The organism is Massilia sp. CF038 (genome assembly GCF_900129765.1).
Lineage (GTDB): Bacteria > Pseudomonadota > Gammaproteobacteria > Burkholderiales > Burkholderiaceae_D > Telluria_A.
The window spans coordinates 2,050,807-2,072,217 of the sequence record NZ_FQWU01000001.1; the positions used below are offsets into that span (position 1 = coordinate 2,050,807).

The following is a 21,411-nucleotide window of genomic DNA, read 5'->3' on the forward strand; positions in this document are numbered from 1 at the left end:
GAGGCGGATGGGCAAACGCAAGTTGCTGATTGTGGAGGATGACAAGGGCCTGCAAAAACAGTTGCGCTGGCATTTCGATGCCTACGAGGTGATTGTGGCGGGCGAGCGCGACGCGGCCCTGGCCCAGCTCAGACGCCACCAGCCGGCGGTGGTCACGCTCGACCTGGGCTTGCCGCCCGATCCGGATGGCGCCAGCGAGGGCCTGGCCACCTTGACCCGGATCCTGGCTGAGGCACCCGCCATCAAGGTCATTGTTCTGTCGGGTAACCGCGAACGCGCCCATGCCCTCAAGGCGGTCGCCATGGGCGCCTACGATTTCCATCAAAAACCCTGCCAGCCGGAACTGCTGGCCCTGGTGATCGAGCGCGCGTTTGCCCTGTATGACATGCAGCAAGAAAATAACCGCATGCTGCAAATCGATGCCGATTCGCCGCTGGCAGGCATCGTCAGCCGCGATCCGGGCATGCTGCGCTTGTGCCGCAGCGTCGAAAAACTGGCGTCCTCGTCAGCGACCGTCATGCTGCTGGGCGATTCAGGCAGCGGCAAGGAATTGTTCGCGCGCGGTTTGCACGCCTTGTCGGCACGGGAGGCCCACCGCTTTGTGGCCATCAACTGTGCAGCCATTCCGGACGACTTGCTTGAAAGCGAGCTGTTTGGCCACGAAAAAGGCGCATTCACCGGCGCCGGGCAGCAAACGCTGGGCAAGATCGAAATGGCACAGGGTGGCACCTTCTTTCTGGACGAAATCGGCGACATGGCACTGTCGCTGCAGGCGAAGCTGCTGCGCTTTGTGCAGGAGCGGGTGATTGAGCGGGTGGGCGGGCGCACCGAAATTGCCATTGATGCGCGCATTGTCTGCGCCACCCACCAGGATTTGAAAGCGCTGGTGCACAGCGGGCGTTTTCGGGAAGACTTGTATTATCGCTTGAGCGAAATCGTGCTGGCCATTCCACCGCTGCGCGCGCGCAGCGGCGACAGTGTCTTGCTGGCACATCACTTCAAGCACCGCTACTGCCTGGCCGAGCGTCGCAGCCAGCTCCATTTTGCCCCCGAAGCCTTGCTGGCAATCGAGCAGTACGACTGGCCGGGCAATGTGCGTGAGCTCGAACATTGCATCAAGCGCGCCGTGATTCTGTGCGAAGGCCCGCAGATCAGACCGCGTGACCTGGGCTTGCCCGAGGCCGCGCCCGGCGTGCTGACGGTGAACCTGCGCAAGGCGCGCGAGGCGGCCGAGTACGATGTCATGGTCAAGGCGCTGGCGCGTGCGGACGGTTCGATCGTCAAGGCAGCCGAGCTGCTGGGCATCAGCCGCCCGACCTTGTACGACCTGATGCACCACCACGGCATCCGCAGCTCACCATGACGCGATCCAGTTGGCACTGAGTTCGGCCACTTCGTCGCGCCATGCGCGGCTGGCAAAGGTGTGATTGGCACCGGCAATGGTGATTTGCCGGCACGTTGCCTGGTGCTCTGCCATGAGGCTGGCGAACTGGCGCCCGATGCGGTCTTCGCTGGCGACGATGAGCAGCGCGGCGCCATCCAGGCAAGCGAGCGCAGCGATGATACGCTGGGGCAGCGGCAAATTGGCCTCGACCGCATGCGCGTGGCGGGTGCCGGTTTTTTTCCAGAAGCCGATTTCGCCAAAGCGTGCCAGCAGTTGCGGCAACAGTGCGCTTTGGGTGGATGCGTCTGCGCCCGGCCAGGGATTGAGCAGGACCAGGCCGCGCACGCGCGGGTCGGTGTGGGCATACAGCGCGGCGGCACTGGCGCCGTCGCCCAGCGCCCAGATCACGACTTCATTGAGCTCGGGCATCTGCCGGAAGAACTCATCAATGGCGCCACTGATGTCAGCGTCGATGGCCGGCAAGGGCAGCGCCGGGGCGTCCCCTTCGCTGTCGCCCGTGCCGCGGCAATCGAAACGCATCACGGCAATCCCCCGCGGGGCCAGCAAACGCGCCATGAGCGTGTATTGACGATGGCTGCCGACCCGGTACTGGGGACCGGCGCTGACGACCAGCACACCACGCGGCAGCGGCCGTTCCGGCACGTCGAGAATGCCCACCAGCGAGTGGCCGTTGCAGCTGAACTGCAGGGCGCGCTGTTCGGCCTTCATGGGAGCAGGCTGCCAAACACGGCATCGGTGGCAGCGAGCAAGGCCGGACACTCGGCCACGCTGCCCTGCCAGAAGGGCAGGCCGTCAATCGGGTGCAGCCGGACCTGGACGCCATGCTGGCCCCAGCGCGCACCCAGGCGAGCGGCCTCGGCCGACAAACGCGCAGGCGCGCCGCCATGGCTGGCAAACCAGTCAATCGTGCAGGCAGGCAGCTGCATGCTGGCTGCGTCGCAGGCATCGATGGCGCGTGCCAACGGGGCCACCAGTTCATAGCCATTGATTTCAATTTGTCCATGGGTGGCAAGCCGCGCCCGCAGGGCAGCGCTGGACTGGGGCCCGGTTTCGGTGGGCAGGCGCTGACGCAAAAACTGGTTGATGGCGCTGCGGCCATTGAGGACCGGTTGCCACAGAATCAGGCCATCGACCGCACTGCTGCGGGCCGCGTCCAGTGCCAGCAAGGCGCCCAGGCGAATCCCCCACAGGTGCATGGGGCCCGGACTGCGCTCGGCCAGCCAGGCGCGCGCGGTGGCCAGATCACGCTGCCACAGCTCCCAGCGCGCTGCATTGAAGTCGCCGCAGCTGTCACCGCAGCCGAACAGATCGATCTGCAGCACTGCGTAGCCCAGCGCGGCAAAGCGGCGCGATTGCAAGGCGGCCATGCGGCGGCACCAATTGAGTTCTTCGGCAAAGGGGTGAACGTAGAGAATGGCGCCGCGGGCTGGGATGTGCGGGGCCGGGGCGTGGTACAGGCTGAAACGGGTTCCGGGATCGGCGTCAAAGAAAAACGGTTCCACGCGCGGCGCGGATAGCAGCGGGGCGTTCATGCTGTAGCTCTCCTGCACGGCTGCCAGCAGGGCCGGCGCCCGCAAAATGGACGGCGCCAATGACCGCCTTGTGGACAGCCTTGTGCGCTCTCGGAAGTCTCCTCAATACCCATGCATTACACACCTGCGGCTGGGCCCGGATATTGCGCACGCTCAAATGCAGCCGTGTCAGTTTGCCATGGGCATGGCCGGCCCGGCGCAGGACAGCCAGTGGCGCGTCAGCGGCAGGCACAAGCCTGGCCCTGCACGCTTACCGAGCGTGACGCGGGGCAGGGCAAACACATCGCTGCCGCAGTGCGCCGCAGCCTGGGCTGTTGTCACGGCTGCCGCAAACCCGGCCGCGCGCAGCATGTTGCCGTGACGGCGCTCGAAGTCGTTTCCCGGCATCCCGTTTGGATAGGAAAACAAGGTGACTGGCGCTTGCACGATGTCTTCCAGCTGGGCGCGGCTGGTGGCAATTTCGGCGCGCGCCTCGGCATTGGACAGGCGCGTCAGCGGGTGCTCGCTGATCGCGCAGGCGCCGATCTCCATGCCAGCGCGGTGCAGTGCCAGCAGGTGATCAGGATGGAGTCCACCGCCCGTGTCACTCTGCGGCACGGCGGCCATGCGGCGCCGGCGTTCGGCAGCAGGCAGGCTCGACAGGGCATCGAGCAACAGTGCAATCACCGCACAGCGCCGCCGCAGGCAGCCGATATCGAAGCTGCCGAAGCCAGCACGTGCCAGGCACAGGCGCGGTCCGGCGGCCTGCCGCACCAGCGCGATGATGTTGTCGCGCCAGCTCGGCTGACCATCAAGCAGGCCGCTGGACACAAAAAAGGCGGCCGGTACGCCATGCCGCTGCAAGACCGGCAGGGCCAGATGCAGGTGGTCGGCGCACACGTCCTCGAACGTCAGCGCAATGGCGCGCGCAGGCAGGGTGCGCTCTTGCAGCTGGCGCACCGCCACGCTCACGGGCAGCAGGCGACACCACTGCTGCAGCCAGCGTATCTGCCGTTCGAAATGCTGCACTTGCAGGGCGCCCGGATGCAGGAGCGCGGGAAGGGTGACGATACGCCGGTATAGAAGGATGGGCAGGGGAAGCTGCATGAGGGAAATCCTGTTGATATGGATCAAAGTTGCACAGGGATGCGCCACTACACTGATTTTTGGCTAAAGAAATATTAGTGCAGCAAGCACGCGGCCTGTTGCGCGTGCTCAGCTGCGAATGCTGTTGCATCCTGAGCCAACGAGGTCATCAATGCGTATTGGAATCGCCCACAGTCCGGTTCTTTACCAGCATGAGGCAGCCCTTGTGCAGCAGATCCGTGCGACCACAGCCGCACTGCAGGCGGCGCATGCCGCGGTGGTGCTGGCGGGCAGCAACGCTAAGCTGGCACGCTTGGATCTGCTGCATGTGTATTCACTTGGCGGCGGCAATGCCCCGCTGCTGGCCGCGGCAGCTGCGCGCGCGCTGCCGGTGGTGTTCTCGCCCTTGATGGCGCCTATGCAGCCGCAGCGAGGCGAAACTGGCAGGGCGGCCTCAGCGCACGGCACCCCAGACGATCTGCGGCGTGCCATGGCGCAGGCCAGTCTGGTGCTGGCGCTCGGTCCGCAGGAACAACAAGCAATTGCGCGCAGCTTTCTGGTTGAACGGCAGCGGCTGGGTGTGCTGCCGAGCGGCGTCGGGGCGGGAATGTTCCATGTCAGTGGCGACTTGTTCCGCTTGCGTACCGGGATGCGCACGCGCTTTGTCTTGATTGATGCACCGCTGGCCACAGTGCAAGCGCAGCTTGCCTTGGCCAGCGCGCTGGCCCAGCGCGGCATGCGTCTGCTGTGGCTGACCAGCACACCGAGCGAGGCGGCGCGCGCCGTGTGCACGGTTCCGATCGTGCCGGGCATCGGCTACCTGAGTCCGCTACAGCACGACCCTGCCATGCTTGCCAGCGCACTGGCCGCGGCGTCAGTCCTGCTGATTCCGGGATGCGACGACCGCTGCGCGCGCACAGTGCTGGCCGCCCTGGCCAGCGGGACGCCGGTGGTGACCAGTCCCGCTGCCGCTGCCGGCCTCGGTGCTGACCCGGCCGTGCTGCGCCGGGTCGGGACGCGCGACCATGCTGCCTGGCGCAGTGCGGTCCTCGACCTGTTGACGCTTGCTGCGCCACGGCCAGCGGCGCAAGCGCTGGCGCGGCCGTGCAGCTGGGAGCACGCCGCGCAGGCATTGATCGCGCACTACGCCCGCGTGTTGGCGCGGGCGCGGGCGCGACCAGCCGTTCAGGCCGAGGGCAGGCTGGCTGCCGCCTGACAGGGGTACAGCTCGCGCGTGAGGGCGTCGTAGACCGCCGTGTAGCCGCGCGCCATCTCGGGCAGGGAGTGGCGCGCAATGACATGGCTGCGCGCGCGCATGCCGTGGCGGGCGCCCATATCCGGAATCCGGCAATAGTCGGCGATGGCGGCAGCGAGCAAGTCCGGGGTGCGCGGCGGCACCAGAATGCCGGTAAAGCCGGGATGGACCAGGCCGGGGTTGCCACCGACGGCACTGGCGACGACCGGCAGGCCGGTGGCCATGGCTTCCAGGATGGTATTCGAACTGCCCTCGGCCAGCGAAGGCAGCACAAACAGGTCCATCGCGCGCATCAACTGGGCCACATCGGTGCGTTCGCCCGGCAACCAGGCGCGCTCCATGGCGCCGGCGCGCACCAGCATGTCGAGGCATTGTGCGCGCTGCGGGCCGTCGCCCACAATCAGCAGGCGCATGCGCTGGTGGGCGGGGTGGGGCGACGCAATCAGGCGCAAAAACGCTTCGACCAGGGTGGGATAATCCTTGACCTCGTCCATCTTGCCGACACTGCCGATCACGAACGCATTGTCACGCATGAAGCCAGCCGGACCGATGGCCGCTGGCGGCCCCAGGCGTGGGTGGAACTGGATGCTGTCGACGCCGTTCGAAATGCGCGACACCTTGTCCGGCTCGGCGCCCACACTGTCGATCAGCCATTGTTCCAGGTCGCTGCTGACGGCGATAAAGTGGCCAATCAATGGCCGCAGCATGCGCCGCAACACCTGATACTTCAAGCGGCGTCCATGCAGATCGTTCATTTCGCGCCCATGTTCGCCATGCACACGCAATTTGACCCCGGCCAGGGCGGCAACCAGCTGGCCTTCAATGCCATGCAGGTTGCGCGTGTGGATCAGATCGGGCTGTAAGGCGCGCAGCGTACGGAACATGCGCAGATAGTGGCCAAAATCCTTGCCTTCGCGCTTGTTCAAACTGATGATCTCGACCCCGCGCGACTGGATATGGGCATGGTAGGTGGAATAGTCCTTCAGGCAGACAATGGCATGTCGGTAGCGGTCGGCCGGCATGTGGCGAATCAGGTTGATGAGGCCATTTTCAATGCCTCCCACCTCAAGCTGTTGCACCAGGTGCACCACCAGGCGCGGCCGGTCGAACGTTATCGTCATGATCTCACTCCGGGTCAGGACCGGCGCCGCCTGGCGCCGGCAATACGCAAAGCACCGGCAGGCCGGTCAATCGTCGTCGCTGTCGTAGGCTTGCCCGGCAAAGGCGCGCGCCTTGTTGCAAATTAGGTCGATCGGGGCACAATGGTCAAGCCGGCGCAGCGCTTCCGTGACCGCGCGCCGGCTCGTCACGTCCGATGCCACCACCAGCAGCACCTGACCCATCTGTCCGGCCAGGACCGCCGCCTCGGAGCTCAGCAGGATCGGCGGCGAATCGAAAATCACGATGCGCGCGGGGGCCTCGCTGGCCAGCTCGGCAAGCAAGCTGCGCATGGCCTGGCTGGCCAGCATTTCCGCCGCGTGCGGGTGCGCCTGGCCGGCTGAGAGCAGGCTCAGGCCGGCAATGTTGGTGCGCAAGATCAGCGCGGACGGCTTGCGGCCGGGCTCGCCCAGCAGATCCAGCAAACCGGGGGTACGCTGCAGTCCAAGCAAGGCTGAAATGGCGGGCCGCGCCACGTCGGCGTCGACCAGCAGCACCGTGTGGTCGCGCTCCATGGCCAGGCTGACAGCCAGGTTGACGCTGCAAAAAGTCTTGCCTTCCCCAGGCAAGGCGCTGGTCAGCAAGACTAGATTGGCGGGCGCGGCGGGCGCGGCCGTGACAGCGCAGGCGCGCGCCAGCAGCCTGCGTTTGATCAGGCGAAACGCTTCGGCTGCGTGGCTGCGGGCGCCGTCCGGCGTCAGGATGCCCAGTTGGGCCAGACGTGCCAGGTTGATGACGACCGGAGCAGGATCGTCAGATGAGTTCGCTTGTGGGCGCAGCGCTTCCATGGCATTCCTTGGTATCGGTCAGGTGCGCAGAACACTGGCGGCAAGCACCGCACCGTAAGCGAACACGAGGGCGCCAAAGGCGCTGGCCAGCACCAGCCGGCTGTGGCGCCGGCGCGCGCGCTCGGCCTCGGTCCAGGTCAGGGACACGGTGCCCAGCACGGGCAGACCGGTCAGTTCGCGCAGGGCGGCCGGGCTGGCAAAGGTGGGACGCGCCTGGCCGATCAGGACGGCAGTCAGCATGCCAGCGCAGAGCGCCCCGCACAGCGTCAGGGTGGTCAGCAAAGGCCGGTCAGGACCGACGGGAGTGAGTGGCAGGGTGGGTGGGTCGATGATTTTGAAGGTCATCATTTCGGTTGTGGAACTGAGCTCACCGGACAATTTGGCCGCTTCGCGCTTGCTGATGAGCTTTTCGTAATTGTCCTTGTTGATCTGGTAGTCGCGGTTCAGCTGGGACAGCTGGGCTTCCACCTCGGGCACGGCCTTGCTTTGCTCAAGCAGGCGCGCATGGCGGGCGCCAAACTCCGCCACCCGCACGCGAATGGCCGCCAGTTTGGCGTCCGCCTCGGTCTGGGCGACCTTGAGCTGCTGCAGCATGGGGCTATAGTTGCGGCCAGGATCGTTGTCGCGATAGGGATGCTTGCTTTCCTCGATCTTGCGCGCTTCAAGCTGGCCAATGAGGCGCTTGGCGGCAACGATGTCAGGATGCTGTTCGGTGTACTGCAGGCGCAGCGCATCGAGATCTTTCGCCACCAGGGCGATGCGGGCATCGAGTTCCGGGTTGTTGATGCGCACGGGGCGGCGGTCTTTCCCCTTGCGCGGCGGCTCGCCCCCCATCTGCGCGCGAATGGCGTTGCGCGCTTGCTCGGCCTCATCCATTTCGAGGCGCGCCGTGTTGAGCGCGTCGGCAGCGTCAGCCAGCTGGGCGCTGTAATCGCCCTGGCGCGGCAGCAGGCCGGTATACCGTACCTTGAAATCCTTGAGGGCATTTTCAGCGCTGATCAAGCGCGTTTCGTAGCCACGAATCTGGTCGTCGATGAAGCGCACGGCCTGGCGCGAATCGTCGCGCTTGCCCGTGAAACTGCCTTCGACGAAGATCGTCAGCAGCGACTGCACCACGTCGCGCGCCTGTTTGGGCTCGCCGCCGCGGTAACTGATGGTATAGATGTCGTGACTGCTGGTGCCAGTGATCTTGATGGTGGCGGCCAGCTGGTCCAGCGCGCGTTCGCGCTGGCGTGCACTGTTTGACTGGAGATCGAGGTCGACCATGCGCATGACGCGCTCCAGATTGGGCCGGCTGAGCAGGGTGCGGCTCATGATCGACACTTGCTGTTCCACATTGGGGACCGTGGTCATGCCGGACAGCAGGGGTTTGAGAATGCTCTGGGTGTCGACGTAGACCCGGGCCGACGCCTGATAGTCGCTGGGCATCGTCAAGACCGTGGCCCAGCCAGCCAGCGCGCACAGCCACATGACGCCCATGGCATACCACCGATACTTCCAGAAGCGGCGGGCATGGACCTGCAACTGGCTGATCAATTCCTCCATGAAAGACGGGTCTCCATCGCGTTTGCAATGCGCGCTGGCCGCGGGCCGCGGCGCAGCAGGGTCAATTATAGGATCGGGGAACCTTGAACAATGTGCTACCCGGTCAGCTGTTGACCAGTGTCAAAAAGGGCCCGCGCACCGCGCCTGCGCGGCGCCCGAGCGAGCCCGGCAACGACTAGCGACGGCGGCGTTTGAAGGCCGTCATGCCCAGCAAGCCCAGCCCGAAAATGGCGAGCGTGGCCGGTTCCGGCACCGCGACGGTGCTTTGCAGGGCGTTGGCCAGGGTGTTGTGCTGGATGGTCAGCTGGTAAACATCGGTCGCGTTGAGCAAGGGCGAGGTGGCCGAGAAACTCAGGGTGCCCGGGTTATAGGTGGTCAGGCCGGGGAAGGTGCCGGTGCGGCTGGCATTGGCTTCGCCGTTGAGTTCGCCCGGCTGGAACACGTACACAATTTCGCCGGTGGTCTGATTGACGATGTTCAAGCTCCAGGACAGACGCGCGATGGCATTGGTGGCCGTGCCATCGGTGGTGTAGGCCTGGGTGAAGGGCGTGGCATCAAAGGCGAAGCTCATGGTGCCAGCCGAGCCGAGCGTGAAGCTGAAGGTGGTCGAGGTGCCAACGTCGGAATCGCCCGAGGCGGAACCATCGGACTGCAGCGACGCGTCGGCGCGGGTTTGGGCCGAGGCGCCGGCCGGTGCACCGCCGATCGTCAGGGCGCTGCCAGTCAGGTTCTGGTCGGCATACCCGAAGGTGCCGGGCAGGGCGGGCGGACTGGGGAAGGGCGTGAACGAGTTTTCCGGGCGCGGCGGATTGGGCAGGCCGACGAACTGGTGCGCGACATCGGGATTGAGACCGCTCAGGATGCTGAAGTCCTGCGGCGTGGCCACGGCGCTGACGCCATTCAGGCTGGCGCGTGCGTGGGCCGAATTGACACCGTCGAGCACATCGAAATCGCTGGGGGCGAAGGCGGTGCCGTCCGCTTGCAGCAGGCGGAAATTATTGATGGTGAGGATGGATTGGGCGAAGGCGTCGGCTTTGGCGGGACCGGCTAAACCGACGCAGAAAGTGGCCAGTGCGGCGGACAGAATCAATGTTTTTCTGACGATTTTCATGCTTGAATCTCCTTGGGGAAAAGAAAAAATGTGAGCAGCGCTCGGCTGCGTATCTGTCCCAATGCAGCATCCGTGCCACCGCAGAATTTCCTATCAATTCAAGCGCTTACGACTGGTGCCTAGGTGCATTCCCGTCCATGCCGGCGCCATGGCAAATTTTCCGACGCTGCGAAGTTTGTCGAAGAACAAATTCTTTAATGAAGCTTTCGGGAACTTCTGTACAGATGGCCCTGTCTGACCTTGCACAACATATCGTTCGCGCCGGAAATCGGCGCCAAAACGCTTACCTGGAAGGACGACAAATCATGATGAAAGAGGACTTGCCCATTGCGACCTTTGCAACGCCCGTCGGCTTGCGCGATTTGTGTATCGGCGAAGCTGGCACCCCACCAAACCTGGACCATCCCTTGGACGTCCAGGTTTTTCATATCAGGATGGCAAATTCCGCGGGGCGGCGTGAAGCGGCCAGCTTGCTGATCCGGAAAATGTACGGCTGGCGCGGCTACTCGGTAGAAGCGCATCAGCCGCAAGAAGCGAACAAGATCACGCTGTACGCCGAAACCGGCGGCGTGGTGGTGGGGACCATGAGTCTGTGCCTCGATAGCCAGGCCTTGTTGCCGGCCGATGACAACTTCAGCGACAAGCTTGACGAATTGCGCGCGCAGGGGCGGCGCCTGTGCGAGCCATCCCGGCTTGCCATTGACAAGGGCGTGACCAAGCGCGTGTTCGCTTCGCTGATCCACATTTCCTATATCTATGCGCACAACATCCACGGTTTCACCGACTACGTGATCGAAGTCAACCCGCGCCACGTGATGTTCTACAAACGGATGCTGGGATTTGTCGATTTTGGCGAGGAACGCACGTGTGACCGGGTGGGCGCGCCAGCGGTCCTGCTGCGCCTGCCTTTGTCCGACATGGGCGCCCAGATCCGCAAATGGGGTGGCCTGATGGAGCAGCATGGCGAGGAGCGCTCGTTCTATCCCTATTTCTTTCCCATCCGCGACGAGCCCGGTATCACGGGCCGCCTGCTGGCCGGGCGCAACTAGAGCGCGTCCATGGCCACCCCGCTCACTGCCACAGCGCTGGACGCGCTGTTTGCTGCCCTGCGCCAGATCGTGGGCGCCGATCATCTCTTGTCCGATCACGCCACTCTGGCGGCCTATGCGCGCAGCACGGCGGCGCGGCCCACACTGCCGTGCGCCGTGGTGCGGCCCGGCTCGCACCAGGAAGTGGTGGCGCTGATGCAGGCCGCGCGTCAGTTCAAAATCCCGGTGTATCCGCTGAGCACAGGAAAAAACTGGGGCTACGGCGATGCCTGTGCCGTGCAGGCAGGCCAGCTGATCGTCGAGCTGGCGCGCATGCGCCGCATCGTGCATGTCGATCCGGAGCTCGCCTACGCGGTCATCGAACCTGGCGTCACCCAGCAGCAGCTGGCCGACCATTTGCATGCGCAGGGCTACCCGCTGTGGATGGATTGCACCGGGGCGGGCCCGGACACCAGTTTGATGGGCAACATTCTGGAGCGCGGCTTTGGCCACTCGCCCTATGGCAACCGGCTCGCCCATGTATCGGGCATGCAAATCGTGCTGGCCGACGGCACGGTGCTGCACACGGGCTTTGGTCACTACCCGAACGCGCGCACCACGCACTTGTTTCCCTACGGCGTTGGGCCATTCATCGATGGCCTGTTTACCCAGTCCAATCTGGGCATTGTGACCCAGATCGGCCTGTGGCTGATGCCCAAGAGCGAGGCCTTGAATCATTTTCTGTGCCAGGTTGCGCAGCACGAGGATATCGGTCCCGTGGTGGACGCCTTGCGGCCGCTGCGCCTGGACGGCACCTTGCGCAGTATTTTGCACATTGGTAATGATTTGCGCGTGCTGTCGGGTGGCCAGGTATTTCCCCGTGAAGCGGCCGGCGGTGCCAGTTGCTTGCCCGACGCCCTGCGTCAGCAATTGCGTGCCCGCGCCGGCGGTGCGGCCTGGGTGGTGTCGGGCGCCTTGTACGGCAGCCGCGCCCAGGTGGCCGCGGCCAGGGCGGCAGTGCGCAAGGCGCTGGCGCCCACGGCGGCCAAGCCGCGCTTTCTCGATGAGCGCAAGCTGCGCGTGGGCAGCTGGCTGGCACGGGTGCTGGGCAATAGCGCAAGCGGTCAGCGTCTGCAGGCACAAGTGGCGCTCGGTTCCGCGCTGTTTGCCATGAACCGCGGCATGCCCAACGGGCGCTTTCTGGCTGGTGCCTACTGGCGCCGGCGCGGTGGCTTGCCGCCCGCATTCCCGCAGCGGGCCAATCCCGCGCAGGACAATTGCGGCTTGCTGTGGGTCTCGCCCATCTTGCCCATGCGCGGGGCCGAGATGCTGGCCCTGCATGCCCTGGTCGCGCCCCTGTTCCAGCAATATGGCTTCGACTTGTTTGTGACCTTCAGCATGATCAACGAGCGCACCCTGGGCGGCGTCATCACGATTGCCTTCGATCAGGATGACCCGGCTGAGGTCGCGCGCGCGCAAGCCTGTTACCAGGCGCTGTTCGACTGTGTCATGCGGGCTGGGTACATCCCTTACCGTGTGGGCAACCAGTCCATGGCGCAGCTCGATCCGCACGGCGACGTGTATTGGCAAACGGTGGCGCGCATCAAGCAGGCGCTCGATCCCGACATGCTGATTGCGCCCGGCCGCTATCAGCCGGGGGCGTGATCGGGCAGCCTCACAGCGACTCGAGCAAGGCCTGCGCTTCCTGGCGGCGGGCAAAGCCCGGGCCGCTGGCAAGCGCCTTCTGCAGTTGACTGCGGGCAGCGCGCTTGTCGCCTTCCTTTGCCAATAGCATGCCGTAGTGGTAAAGAATTTCCGGCGCATGGGGCGCCAGCGCGTTGGCTTTTTTCAGCAGGGGCGCCGCACGCGCAAGATTGCCCTGCGCAAGGTGGATCCAGCCCAGTGTGTCGAGCACGACCGGGCTATCGGGCGCCCTTGCGTAGGCACGCTCGGCAATGGCCAGCGCTTGCCGGTTGCCGACCCGCTGATAGCACCAGGCCAGATCATTGAGGGCACTGAGGTTGGCAGGCTCGACTTGCAATACCGCTTCCAGGTGCGGAATGGCGGCGCCAGGATTGCCACCCACCAGCTTGCGGCTGGCCACATGCAAACGCGTGGGGACGTCTGCCGGATGCTGCGCGAACCAGCGTTCGGCCAGGGCGTCGGCCTCCGCCGCGCGCCCCAGACGGTCCAGCGCGCCACTGATCTGAATCAGGGCCGCGCCCGAGGGCTGCTTTGAGAACGCCAGCTGATAGGCGCCCAGCGCTTCCTTGTCGCGCCCCTGCGCGCTGTACACATCGCCTTCGAGCTTGTCACCGGCGCTGGCACCGGGCTGGCTTTTTTTCAGGGCGCTGGCGACCGCCAGCGCCTGAGCCGGCTTGCCTTGATGGAGCAGCAGGTTGACCAGGGTGATCCGCGCTTCCAGCAAGCCCGGTTCGATCGTCAGCGCCTTGTCCAGCGCCGCCAGGGCAGCTGCGTCCTGCTTTTGCGCGATATGGAGCGAGGCCAGATACACATGGGGCCGGCCTGAACCAGGACTGAGGGCGGCCAGGCGTGCATAGGCCTCCATCGCTTGCGCAAAGCGCCTGGCGGCGACCGCGCTCTGGCCCAGCATGCCCAGCACGGCAGCGTTGCCGGGGTGGAGCGACTGCAGTTGCTGGGCCAGCAAGAAGGCTTTGTCAGGCTGGCCGGCCTGCAAGTACAGCTGGGCCGCGCGCAGTGCCAGCGGCAGCGCATCGGGCTGGGCGGCGCGGGCGCGCTCGATCCAGCTGAGCGCCTCGGGCACCCGCTGCTGTGCCAGGGCCAGACGCGCCAGCGCTTCCATCAGCGCGCTGTCACGCGGCATTTTTTCGAGCGCCTTGAGATAGCGCGGCCGGGTATCGGCACTGCGCTGCTCGAGCGCGTCGAGCCGTTCGAGGTTGGTCAGGGCGGGCAGGTAGGCGGGGTACAGCGCCAGGGCCTTGTTGAAACTGATACGGGCAGCGCGCGCATCGGCGCGTGCCAGGAAAATGCCGCCCTTGAGGTTTTGTACCAGCGGATTGTCGGCCCGCTGTTCCATCTCCTGGGCCACTTGCAATGCCTTGTCGGTCTGGCCGGCGCGCAGATAGCTCATGGCCAGCAGGACCCCGGTGGCGGCCGGTTTGTCGCGCGCCAGCTGGTTCGCGTGTTCGAGTTCGCCAATGGCCCGCTCGCTGTCGCCATGGCCCAGGTGGCTCACTGCCAGCCCGGTGCGGAACGCGGCGCTATCGGGCCGCAGGCTGGCAGCGCGTTCGAACAGCTGCGCCGCCTGGTCGAAGCGGCCGCCGCGCAGACTGGCCTCGCCAGCGAGAGAGAGCAGTTCGAGGTCATCGGGATAGCGCCCCAGCAGCGGTTCCAGCAAGGACCAGGCTGCCTGCGGGTCGTTGGCAGCCAGCCGGATCGACACCAGCAGCTTGCTGGCGTAGGGATGGCCCGGATAGGCTTGCAGGAAGCGCTGCAGATGGGCGGCAGCCTCCTGGTGCGCGCCTTGCGTCATTTGCAGCGCCCCGGCCAATAGCAGACTGGGGTAATGCTCCGGTGCCGCACGCAGCACCCGCTGGACTTTTTCGAGGGCGGCGGCGCGCTGATTGTCGCGAAAGTCGAGCATGGCTTCGGCGTACAGCAGGCCGACACTGTCGCCGGTGAGCTTGCGCGCGCTGGCCAGGGCGCTGCGGGCCGGGCCGATGCGGCCGGCATCGATGTGCAGGTTGGCCACATCGACCAGCGCCTGCGCATTGTGGGGATGCCGGGCCAGGATGGCTTGCTGCAGCGCCAGCGCTTGCTCAGTCTGGCCTTCGGCACGCAGCAGGTCGGCGCGGTAGCGCAGGCAGTCGATCTCGCCTGGATGGGCCGCGAGCGCGCGCACGAGCAGGGTGTGCGCGCGCGCCGTTTGCTTTTCCCATACCGCAATGCGTGCCAGACCCAGCAGAGATTGCGCCGACTCGGGACTGAGCTTGAGTGCCTCCGAGAACTGGGTGCGCGCCTCGTCCACTTTGCCCTGGCCAAGCAGGGCGTTGCCGCGCAAGGCCAGGATGGCGGGGCGCTGCGCGGGCGCCGTTGCCGGCCCGATTTCGCTCAGGACCTGGTCGTAGCGGCCCTGCATGAGGAGCGCCTTGCCCAGCAAAAGCATGACCTTGCCAGCGTCGGCACCGAGCCCGCGTGCGCGGCGCAATTCCTGTTCCGCCGCTTGCGGATCGGCCTGCGCGAGGTACACCTCGCCCAGCAGCAGGCGGGCGCCGCGATGGGTGCTGTCCTTTTGCAGGGCGCCTTTGAGCATGATGACGGCCGTGCGCGGCTCGCCTTGCTCCTGGGCGTGACGCGCCGCCAGCACCATGCTGTCCGGGTCGCGTGGACTGCAGGCGCCAAGACAGCCTGCCAGCAACAGGGCAAGGACCACAGTGACGGGGGAACGACGGGCTTGCGTGGGCATGGTTTCTCCGGCTCGGGACAGGGGCAGACCAGCCATAGAGTACGGACATGTGGCGCGCGCACGTTTGAGCCAGCTCAAGCATTTCCAACTGGCACGCTCAAGTGTGAATGTTCACGCATTTGCTGATTATCAAAGGTGTGACCGGTCCGGTCCGTAGAATTTCCCCATCGCCCCTCAGCGGGCCTTGCCTGCCGTTCCACACGGCGTTTCGGAGGTCGACCCATGAAACATGCTAATTCCAGTGGACCGCTGCGGTCCCTGCCTGGTGCGAGGCGGTGCTGATGGGGACCGCCAAGCCGCAGGCGGCAACCGCTTACGATCGTGCACTGTGCGCCTTGCGCGCGCAGCCCAGGCGCTGGCTGATCACCGGCGTGGCCGGCTTTGTCGGCTCCAATCTGCTTGAAACCTTGCTGCGCAACGGACAGCAGGTCACCGGCCTGGATAATTTCATGACAGGCTACCGCGACAATCTCGACCAGGTGCAAACCCTGGTACCGGCCAGTGCCTGGCAACGCTTTCAATTTATCGAAGGCGATATCCGCTGTCTGGCCAGCTGCAAGCGTGCCTGCAGCAATGTGGACTATGTCTTGCATCAGGCTGCGCTTGGCTCCGTCGGGCGCTCGATCGAAGACCCGATCCTCACCAGCGACATCAACATGATCGGCTTTCTGAACGTGCTGGTGGCCGCGCGCGACGCCGGCGTACGCCGCCTTGTGTATGCCGCATCCAGTGCGACCTACGGTGACCACCCGGAATTGCCCAAGGTGGAAGAGCGGATCGGACGCCCCCTGTCGCCGTACGCGCTGACCAAGCACGTCAATGAAGTGTATGCCGACATGTTCGCGCGCTGCTACCAGACCGAGGCCATCGGGCTGCGCTACTTTAATGTGTTCGGTCCGCGCCAGGACCCGAACGGGCCGTATGCCGCCGTGATCCCGCAATGGTTCAGCGCCATGATCAACAATGCCCGTCTCAATATCAACGGCGATGGCAAAAGCAGCCGCGACTTCTGCTTTGTCGACAATGCGGTCCAGGCCAATCTGCTGGCCAGCCTCAGCACGGACCCGGCCGCGGTCAACCAGGTGTACAACGTGGCGGTCAATGCGCGTACCAGCCTGAACGAATTGTATGCGCTGATGCGGCGCATGCTGGACCAGCGTTTCCCGCACCTGCTCGACTACCAGCCGCACTACACCGATTTTCGCGCTGGCGATGTGCGTCATTCCCAGGCCGATATTTCGAAAGCGGCGCGTTTGCTCGGCTACGAGCCTACCCACCGCCTGGAGGATGGCTTGCGCGAATCCCTTGACTGGTATGTGGCGCACCTGCGCACCCGGCAATGAGCGCACCCGTGCCGCGCGCGGCTAGGGCAGGGCCTTGCGCACGGGTAGCACGCGTACCACGCCCCGAAAATCGACCGTGTGCAGGGTGACTGGCCGGCGCCACAGGCGGGCCACGTAGTCGATGACTTTTTCGGCTTGGGTCAGCTCCAGGCCGCGGCCGTCGCGCAGATAGTCGTGCTCCAGTTCCAGCGTGCCGTCGGCGCCAGTGCGCTTGACGGTGATGGTGGGGGCACCGTAATTGTATTTGGGCCCCAGAATGGCTTCACGGATTGCCACGATATCGCGGTTGACCATGCGTGTTTCGCCGTCCTTGCGTGTCTCGTAGACGAACAGATCGAGTTCGTCGGCCAGTGCCTGATCGAGATAATTGCGCACAAAGCCGAAATCGTCTTCCTCGCGGCAGATCTGGCGCGCTTTCTCCATGCCCTGATGCGCAATGATGTGCTCCCACATGGCAAATCCCAGGTGGTAGGGGTTGACCGACAGGGCCAGGGCTTGATCGTTGCCAAAGGGCCGCACCACGTCGGAGTGGGCCTTGAGGGCGACCAGGTACAGCGCTTCGGGCAGAAAGCGCGCCTCCCGCAGCAGCCGGGCATGCCAGTACGAGGCCCAGCCTTCGTTCATGATCTGGCAGGCAAAGATGGGATGGAAGTAAAACGCTTCTTCGCGCACGGCCAGAAAGATGTCCCGTTCCCACTCGGCCATGTCGGGCGCGTAATGGGCAATGAACCAGAGCAGATCGGCCTCGGGCTGGGGCGGCAGAGGAGCGCGCCGCGGCGCGTCAGCGGCGCCGTCGGGCGGCTCGGCGCCGGCCAGCTTTGCGAAACGCAGGGCGAAGGGATCGGCGCCGGGTGCGGGCGGCGGCGCGAGAAATTCGGGATACAGCGGCCGATGCAGCGGCTGGTTGACATCGATATGGGTTTCCAGTGCCAGCGCGGCGTCCAGCACGGCTTCGACCCTTTCCTGGCCGTGCGCCGTCAATGCCCGTTCCAGGCGGTGAGCCCGGGCTGCGCTTTGCTCAAGGATATGGCCGCCAGCCATGGCCATGAAACGGGTGAAGAGCTGATTGTTTTTGGCGAAATCGGCGTGGCCCAGGACGTGGGCGGTGACCAGGGTGTTTTCCGCCAGCGAGTTTTGTTCCTGTAAAAACGCCTGGCAAGGGTCTCCTGGAAACATGACCTCGAAAATACGCGAGTGGCCCATGTGCTGACGCACCAGCTGGTGGATGTAGCGCACCCCAAAGGACCAGTGGCGCATGCGTACCGGTAGACCATACACGGCAATTTCAAGCATGAAGTTTGCCGGCACCAGGTCAAAACTGACAGGGTAAAAGTCCAGCCCCAGTTCCTGGGCCAGGACGAGAAATTGCTCGGCGTAGTTGTCGAGCGCGGCACTGGTGCTGTTCATGGGCTCACCGCCGTATCTGTCGCCATTTCGCGCATGAAAAAGGCACGCAGTGCGCGCCAGATATCGTCGGGCCCGGACAGCGCGCTGCTGCCCACGGGCAGGCCGCGCCGCTCCAGTTCCTTGCACAGGCGCCGCATTTCGGTCTCGAGTGCGCGGGGCACGCCCGGCAGGGTTTCGACGTAGCCAATATAGTTCACCTGGCTGGCCAGCTCGGCCAGTGCCAGCTGGGCCGGCTGGCGATCTTCGGTAAAGTTTTCGCCGTCGGAGGCGTAGAACAGGTAGATGTTGTCGCGACTGGGGTCGAGTTCCTTGCGCAACAGATCGAGAATCAGGCGGAAGGCGCTGGAGGCGATGGTGCCGCCCATGCCCGATACCTGGAAGAACTCTTGTTCGGTAAATTCCCATGCGTGGGTCGTATGCGCGATAAAGCGCGTGTCAACACGGGCATATTTGCGCCGGATGCCTTGCAGGGCGAAGAAAAAGAAGGACTTGGCCAGCTTGCGTTCGAGCTGGGTCATGCTGGCAGAGACGTCAATGGCGAACAGGATGGTGGCGCTGGTGCTGGGCCGCACCCGGGTGACGATCTGGCGAAAGCGCAGATCGTCATTGGTAAAGGGCAGGGGATCGGTCTGCATGGCGCGGCGTTTGATGGCTTCTTTGACGGTGCGGCGCCGGTCCAGGCGCGAGGGCGCGCCGCGTTTGTCCCAGCCCTGGCGTACCAGCTCGGCCTGGTCGATTCTGGACCCGGGCCTGGGTTGCAGATCGGGCAGTTGGAGTTCTTCCCAGATCCAGTCCATGACATCGTCGATCGACAGTTCCATCAGCAAGCGCACGGCGCCGTCTTCGCTGCCGCCAGCAGCGCCCGCGTCGGGGCCACCATCGTCGGGCAGACCGGGCTGCAGCAGGTCGCCGGGTGCGCCGCCGCCCTGGCCCGCGCCGCGCTCGCTACGGCCTTCGGCCAGCTTGAACCTGGCGTGCTCAAGCATGCGAACAGGCACCTGGACTGTCCGTTGCTGCGGCCCGGTGATCAGGTCCGGACCGGCAATCAGGTCAGGCAAGTGGCTCTGGACCGCGTCGCGCACCTTGTTGTTGTGCCGCAGCCAGTCATGCGCCCCGCGGGAAAACAGTTCGTACCAGGCGCTGTTGTTGCTTGCGCTCACCTTGCCTCCGATGTGGCTACTCTTGCGCCAGCAGGGTGGTTACGTAATTGAGCGCCTCGCGCGCGCTGTGATTGTCGTAACCGTATTCGTCGACCATGCGCTGTTCAACGGCCGATATTTTGCTGCGGACTTCGTCGTCAGGGCGTTTGGTGGAACTGACCAGGCGCAGCACATCGCGCCGCTGTTCGAACAGGTATTGTTGTACCGCGTCGTTCAATTGCAGATGGCTTTCGAGGCTGAACTTGAGGCCACGCTTGTAGGCACCCATGGCCTTGCGTACGACTTCCTGGCGGAACGATTGTTTGCCCGATTCGGAAATGTGGATCTTTTCCTCGACCGCACGCAGAAAGCGTTCGTCGGGGCGCCGTTCTTCGTTGGTGATGGGATCCTTGATGTGGCGGTTGTCAAGCATGGCTTCGACCTCGTCGATGTACTTGTTGAGCAAATCTTGCGCCTCCTGTTCGAAGGAGACAAACAAGGCCTTGTGCACGTCCTCTTTGACCCAGCGGTTGTAAAAGTCCTTGCGCGTCAGGACCAGGTAATCGACCCATTTGCGCTTTTTTTTGGGATCGATCCGGGCATCGCTTTCAATGCCGTCCTTGAGTGCAAGCAGGACATCCATGGTGGACAGGCTCTGGCGGTTGGATTGAATGATGGCGTTGGACAGGGCATTGATCACGAAGCGCGGCGAGACGCCCGCCAGGCCTTCATCGGGTGCTTTTTCGCGTTCCTTGACGCGCCGCACGTCGGCCCGGTTGACCCCGTCCACCTCTTCGTCGGCATGGATACGGATATTTTTGACCAGTTCCACGTCCTTGTCGTCGCCGTCCTGGATGCGGCTGAGAATGGCAAACACGGCAGCGGCGTGCAGCACATGCGGGTCGAGGTGCACATCGCGAAACGCCGGCGCGGCGGCCGAGATCAGCTTGCGGTAGATGCGCGCTTCCTGGCGGTAGTTCAGCGTGTAGGGCACCTGGATGATGACCATGCGGTCCAGCAGCGCCTCGTTCTCGCTTTCTTGCAGAAATTTGCGAAATTCGGCCAGATTGGTATGGGCCAGGATGGTTTCGTCCAGGTAGATCAGGGGAAAGCGCGCCACCTTGACGTTTTTTTCCTGGGTCAGGGTCAGCAGCAGATAAAGAAACTCGCGCTTGACCTTGAGAATTTCGATCATTTCCAGAATGCCCCGGCTGGCGGCGTACACGGCTCCGGACCAGGACCAGGCGCGCGGGTCGCCTTCGTCGCCGTACAGGGCCACTTTGGACAGGTCGACCGAGCCGACCAGATCTGCCAGATCGGCCGTGGTGGGATCGTGCGGTGCATACGTGCCGATCGCACTGCGCCCGGATTCGGAAATGAAGAAGCGCTCGATGGGCATTTGCAGGAAGTCGCCCTGATACTGGTCTTCGAGACGCGCGCGGCAGTGGGGGCAGATGTCGCCGCTGATGTCGATGCCATAGGTATTGCGGCAGCTGGCGCGCATGGTATGCGGCACCAGGTGCAGGGGCGACTCGTGCACGGGGCAGCCGGCAATGGCATACAGGGCGCCGTCGTCGGTGTAGCTGTATTCTTCCAGCGCGCGCTTGAGCAGGATGACCAGCGACGACTTGCCTCCCGACGGCGGCCCCAGCAACAGGAGCAGGCGGCGTCCGACCTCGGACCCGGCAGCGGCCGCCTTGAAATAATCAATCACACGCTCGAGCGCGTCGTCAATGCCGAACAGCTCGTCCTCGAACAGGCCGCAGCGCAGCCGGCCCTCGCTGTCGTGGGTGCAGCGCGCGCGGATCATGTCCCAGATATATTGGTGCGAGCTGCGGGCAAGTTGCTGGGCGGCGCCGGGGAAGCGCTGCTCCATGAACGCGGAAAACGGGCCGGACCAGTGCTCGGCGCGGTGCTGCCGGGTAAAACGCCCCAGATCACGGAGGAATGCGTCTTGCTGTTCTGGCCTTGCATTACCAATGTCGTCGCTCACAGTGCCTCCGCAGATCAAGGCACAGGGCCTTTTTTCCTAGTATCTGTGGGTGCGCCACGAATCGGATGAGGCGCGTCAATGTGCGCCATTGAACCTATTGCCAGCGCCAACGGGCTGAGCCAATTGCGCACCCGCCTCACAAGTTGACTCGACGTAAGTTCGAACCCGCACAGACCTGCCCAGCGTGCGGCGCTA

At 64.6% G+C, this 21,411-nt stretch carries 16 protein-coding genes; 5 read left to right on the plus strand and 11 right to left on the minus strand.

Going from position 1 to position 21,411, the window contains the following annotated elements:
* The first annotated feature begins 7 nt into the window (after positions 1-7).
* A complete protein-coding gene (prsR, locus tag BUC24_RS09370) occupies positions 8-1,363 on the plus strand; it encodes a PEP-CTERM-box response regulator transcription factor (RefSeq protein ID WP_073214170.1) in 1,356 nt (451 codons plus the stop codon).
* On the opposite strand, the gene BUC24_RS09375 is transcribed toward prsR, so the two are convergent.
* The 3 genes from BUC24_RS09375 to BUC24_RS09385 all read right to left on the minus strand — a co-directional run bounded on the left by BUC24_RS09375 (position 1,355) and on the right by BUC24_RS09385 (position 4,023).
* On the minus strand, positions 1,355-2,113 hold the full coding sequence (locus BUC24_RS09375) for a hydrolase 1, exosortase A system-associated (protein WP_073214172.1): 759 nt from the start codon (positions 2,111-2,113) through the stop codon (positions 1,355-1,357). The genes prsR and BUC24_RS09375 overlap by 9 nt on opposite strands.
* Positions 2,110-2,997: a hydrolase 2, exosortase A system-associated gene (locus BUC24_RS09380; protein WP_229448118.1), complete on the minus strand. Its 888-nt coding sequence runs from the start codon at positions 2,995-2,997 to the stop codon at positions 2,110-2,112. The genes BUC24_RS09375 and BUC24_RS09380 overlap by 4 nt, the downstream gene beginning before the upstream one ends.
* Before the next feature lie 108 nt (positions 2,998-3,105).
* Positions 3,106-4,023, minus strand: coding sequence for a polysaccharide deacetylase family protein (locus tag BUC24_RS09385; protein WP_073214176.1), 918 nt, complete (start codon positions 4,021-4,023; stop codon positions 3,106-3,108).
* A 151-nt stretch (positions 4,024-4,174) separates the two neighbouring features.
* Here BUC24_RS09385 and BUC24_RS09390 point away from each other — a divergent pair, with 151 nt between their 5' ends.
* Positions 4,175-5,218: a hypothetical protein gene (locus BUC24_RS09390; RefSeq protein ID WP_073214179.1), complete on the plus strand. Its 1,044-nt coding sequence runs from the start codon at positions 4,175-4,177 to the stop codon at positions 5,216-5,218.
* On the opposite strand, the gene BUC24_RS09395 is transcribed toward BUC24_RS09390, so the two are convergent.
* The 4 genes from BUC24_RS09395 to BUC24_RS09410 form a co-directional block, all read right to left on the minus strand.
* On the minus strand, positions 5,188-6,378 hold the full coding sequence (locus tag BUC24_RS09395) for a TIGR03088 family PEP-CTERM/XrtA system glycosyltransferase (protein WP_073214182.1): 1,191 nt from the start codon (positions 6,376-6,378) through the stop codon (positions 5,188-5,190). The two genes, BUC24_RS09390 and BUC24_RS09395, sit on opposite strands and share 31 nt — an antisense overlap.
* Positions 6,379-6,444: 66 nt before the next feature.
* Positions 6,445-7,203, minus strand: coding sequence for an XrtA-associated tyrosine autokinase (locus BUC24_RS09400; RefSeq protein WP_073214185.1), 759 nt, complete (start codon positions 7,201-7,203; stop codon positions 6,445-6,447).
* A gap of 18 nt (positions 7,204-7,221) precedes the next feature.
* On the minus strand, positions 7,222-8,748 hold the full coding sequence (locus tag BUC24_RS09405) for an XrtA system polysaccharide chain length determinant (RefSeq protein ID WP_073214187.1): 1,527 nt from the start codon (positions 8,746-8,748) through the stop codon (positions 7,222-7,224).
* 175 nt (positions 8,749-8,923) lie between these two features.
* Positions 8,924-9,859, minus strand: a complete 936-nt coding sequence (locus BUC24_RS09410; protein ID WP_073214189.1) for an EDSAP-1 family PEP-CTERM protein — start codon at positions 9,857-9,859, stop codon at positions 8,924-8,926.
* A 305-nt stretch (positions 9,860-10,164) separates the two neighbouring features.
* Here BUC24_RS09410 and BUC24_RS09415 point away from each other — a divergent pair, with 305 nt between their 5' ends.
* Both BUC24_RS09415 and BUC24_RS09420 read left to right on the plus strand, forming a co-directional pair.
* Positions 10,165-10,908, plus strand: a complete 744-nt coding sequence (locus tag BUC24_RS09415) for an N-acyl amino acid synthase FeeM domain-containing protein (RefSeq protein WP_073214191.1) — start codon at positions 10,165-10,167, stop codon at positions 10,906-10,908.
* A gap of 9 nt (positions 10,909-10,917) precedes the next feature.
* Complete coding sequence (locus BUC24_RS09420) at positions 10,918-12,552, plus strand: FAD-binding oxidoreductase (protein WP_073214194.1); 1,635 nt, start codon at positions 10,918-10,920, stop codon at positions 12,550-12,552.
* A 10-nt stretch (positions 12,553-12,562) separates the two neighbouring features.
* Here BUC24_RS09420 and prsT read toward each other — a convergent pair whose 3' ends face one another.
* Complete coding sequence (gene prsT, locus BUC24_RS09425) at positions 12,563-15,334, minus strand: XrtA/PEP-CTERM system TPR-repeat protein PrsT (protein ID WP_178372509.1); 2,772 nt, start codon at positions 15,332-15,334, stop codon at positions 12,563-12,565.
* A gap of 281 nt (positions 15,335-15,615) precedes the next feature.
* Here prsT and BUC24_RS09430 point away from each other — a divergent pair, with 281 nt between their 5' ends.
* Complete coding sequence (locus BUC24_RS09430; RefSeq protein WP_073214198.1) at positions 15,616-16,677, plus strand: SDR family oxidoreductase; 1,062 nt, start codon at positions 15,616-15,618, stop codon at positions 16,675-16,677.
* A 21-nt stretch (positions 16,678-16,698) separates the two neighbouring features.
* Here the strand turns inward: BUC24_RS09430 and BUC24_RS09435 are convergent, their stop codons facing one another.
* From BUC24_RS09435 to BUC24_RS09445, 3 genes are read right to left on the minus strand one after another with little or no spacing between them, the layout of a single operon-like run.
* A complete protein-coding gene (locus BUC24_RS09435) occupies positions 16,699-18,084 on the minus strand; it encodes a SpoVR family protein (RefSeq protein WP_073214201.1) in 1,386 nt (461 codons plus the stop codon).
* Positions 18,081-19,244 (minus strand): DUF444 family protein, encoded by a 1,164-nt coding sequence (locus tag BUC24_RS09440; RefSeq protein WP_073214204.1) that lies wholly within the window; start codon positions 19,242-19,244, stop codon positions 18,081-18,083. The genes BUC24_RS09435 and BUC24_RS09440 overlap by 4 nt, the downstream gene beginning before the upstream one ends.
* A 16-nt stretch (positions 19,245-19,260) precedes the next feature.
* Positions 19,261-21,216, minus strand: a complete 1,956-nt coding sequence (locus tag BUC24_RS09445) for a serine protein kinase (RefSeq protein ID WP_073214205.1) — start codon at positions 21,214-21,216, stop codon at positions 19,261-19,263.
* Positions 21,217-21,411 lie beyond the last annotated feature (195 nt).

Excerpts from the sequence above, each read along its gene's own strand:
- prsR (WP_073214170.1), top strand. The coding sequence starts at position 8 with ATGGGCAAACGCAAGTTGCTGATTGTGGAGGATGACAAGGGCCTGCAA.
- BUC24_RS09375 (WP_073214172.1), bottom strand. The coding sequence starts at position 2,113 with ATGAAGGCCGAACAGCGCGCCCTGCAGTTCAGCTGCAACGGCCACTCG.
- BUC24_RS09385 (WP_073214176.1), bottom strand. The coding sequence starts at position 4,023 with ATGCAGCTTCCCCTGCCCATCCTTCTATACCGGCGTATCGTCACCCTT.
- BUC24_RS09390 (WP_073214179.1), top strand. The coding sequence starts at position 4,175 with ATGCGTATTGGAATCGCCCACAGTCCGGTTCTTTACCAGCATGAGGCA.
- BUC24_RS09395 (WP_073214182.1), bottom strand. The coding sequence starts at position 6,378 with ATGACGATAACGTTCGACCGGCCGCGCCTGGTGGTGCACCTGGTGCAA.
- BUC24_RS09400 (WP_073214185.1), bottom strand. The coding sequence starts at position 7,203 with ATGGAAGCGCTGCGCCCACAAGCGAACTCATCTGACGATCCTGCTCCG.
- BUC24_RS09405 (WP_073214187.1), bottom strand. The coding sequence starts at position 8,748 with ATGGAGGAATTGATCAGCCAGTTGCAGGTCCATGCCCGCCGCTTCTGG.
- BUC24_RS09410 (WP_073214189.1), bottom strand. The coding sequence starts at position 9,859 with ATGAAAATCGTCAGAAAAACATTGATTCTGTCCGCCGCACTGGCCACT.
- BUC24_RS09415 (WP_073214191.1), top strand. The coding sequence starts at position 10,165 with ATGATGAAAGAGGACTTGCCCATTGCGACCTTTGCAACGCCCGTCGGC.
- BUC24_RS09420 (WP_073214194.1), top strand. The coding sequence starts at position 10,918 with ATGGCCACCCCGCTCACTGCCACAGCGCTGGACGCGCTGTTTGCTGCC.
- prsT (WP_178372509.1), bottom strand. The coding sequence starts at position 15,334 with ATGCCCACGCAAGCCCGTCGTTCCCCCGTCACTGTGGTCCTTGCCCTG.
- BUC24_RS09430 (WP_073214198.1), top strand. The coding sequence starts at position 15,616 with ATGGGGACCGCCAAGCCGCAGGCGGCAACCGCTTACGATCGTGCACTG.
- BUC24_RS09435 (WP_073214201.1), bottom strand. The coding sequence starts at position 18,084 with ATGAACAGCACCAGTGCCGCGCTCGACAACTACGCCGAGCAATTTCTC.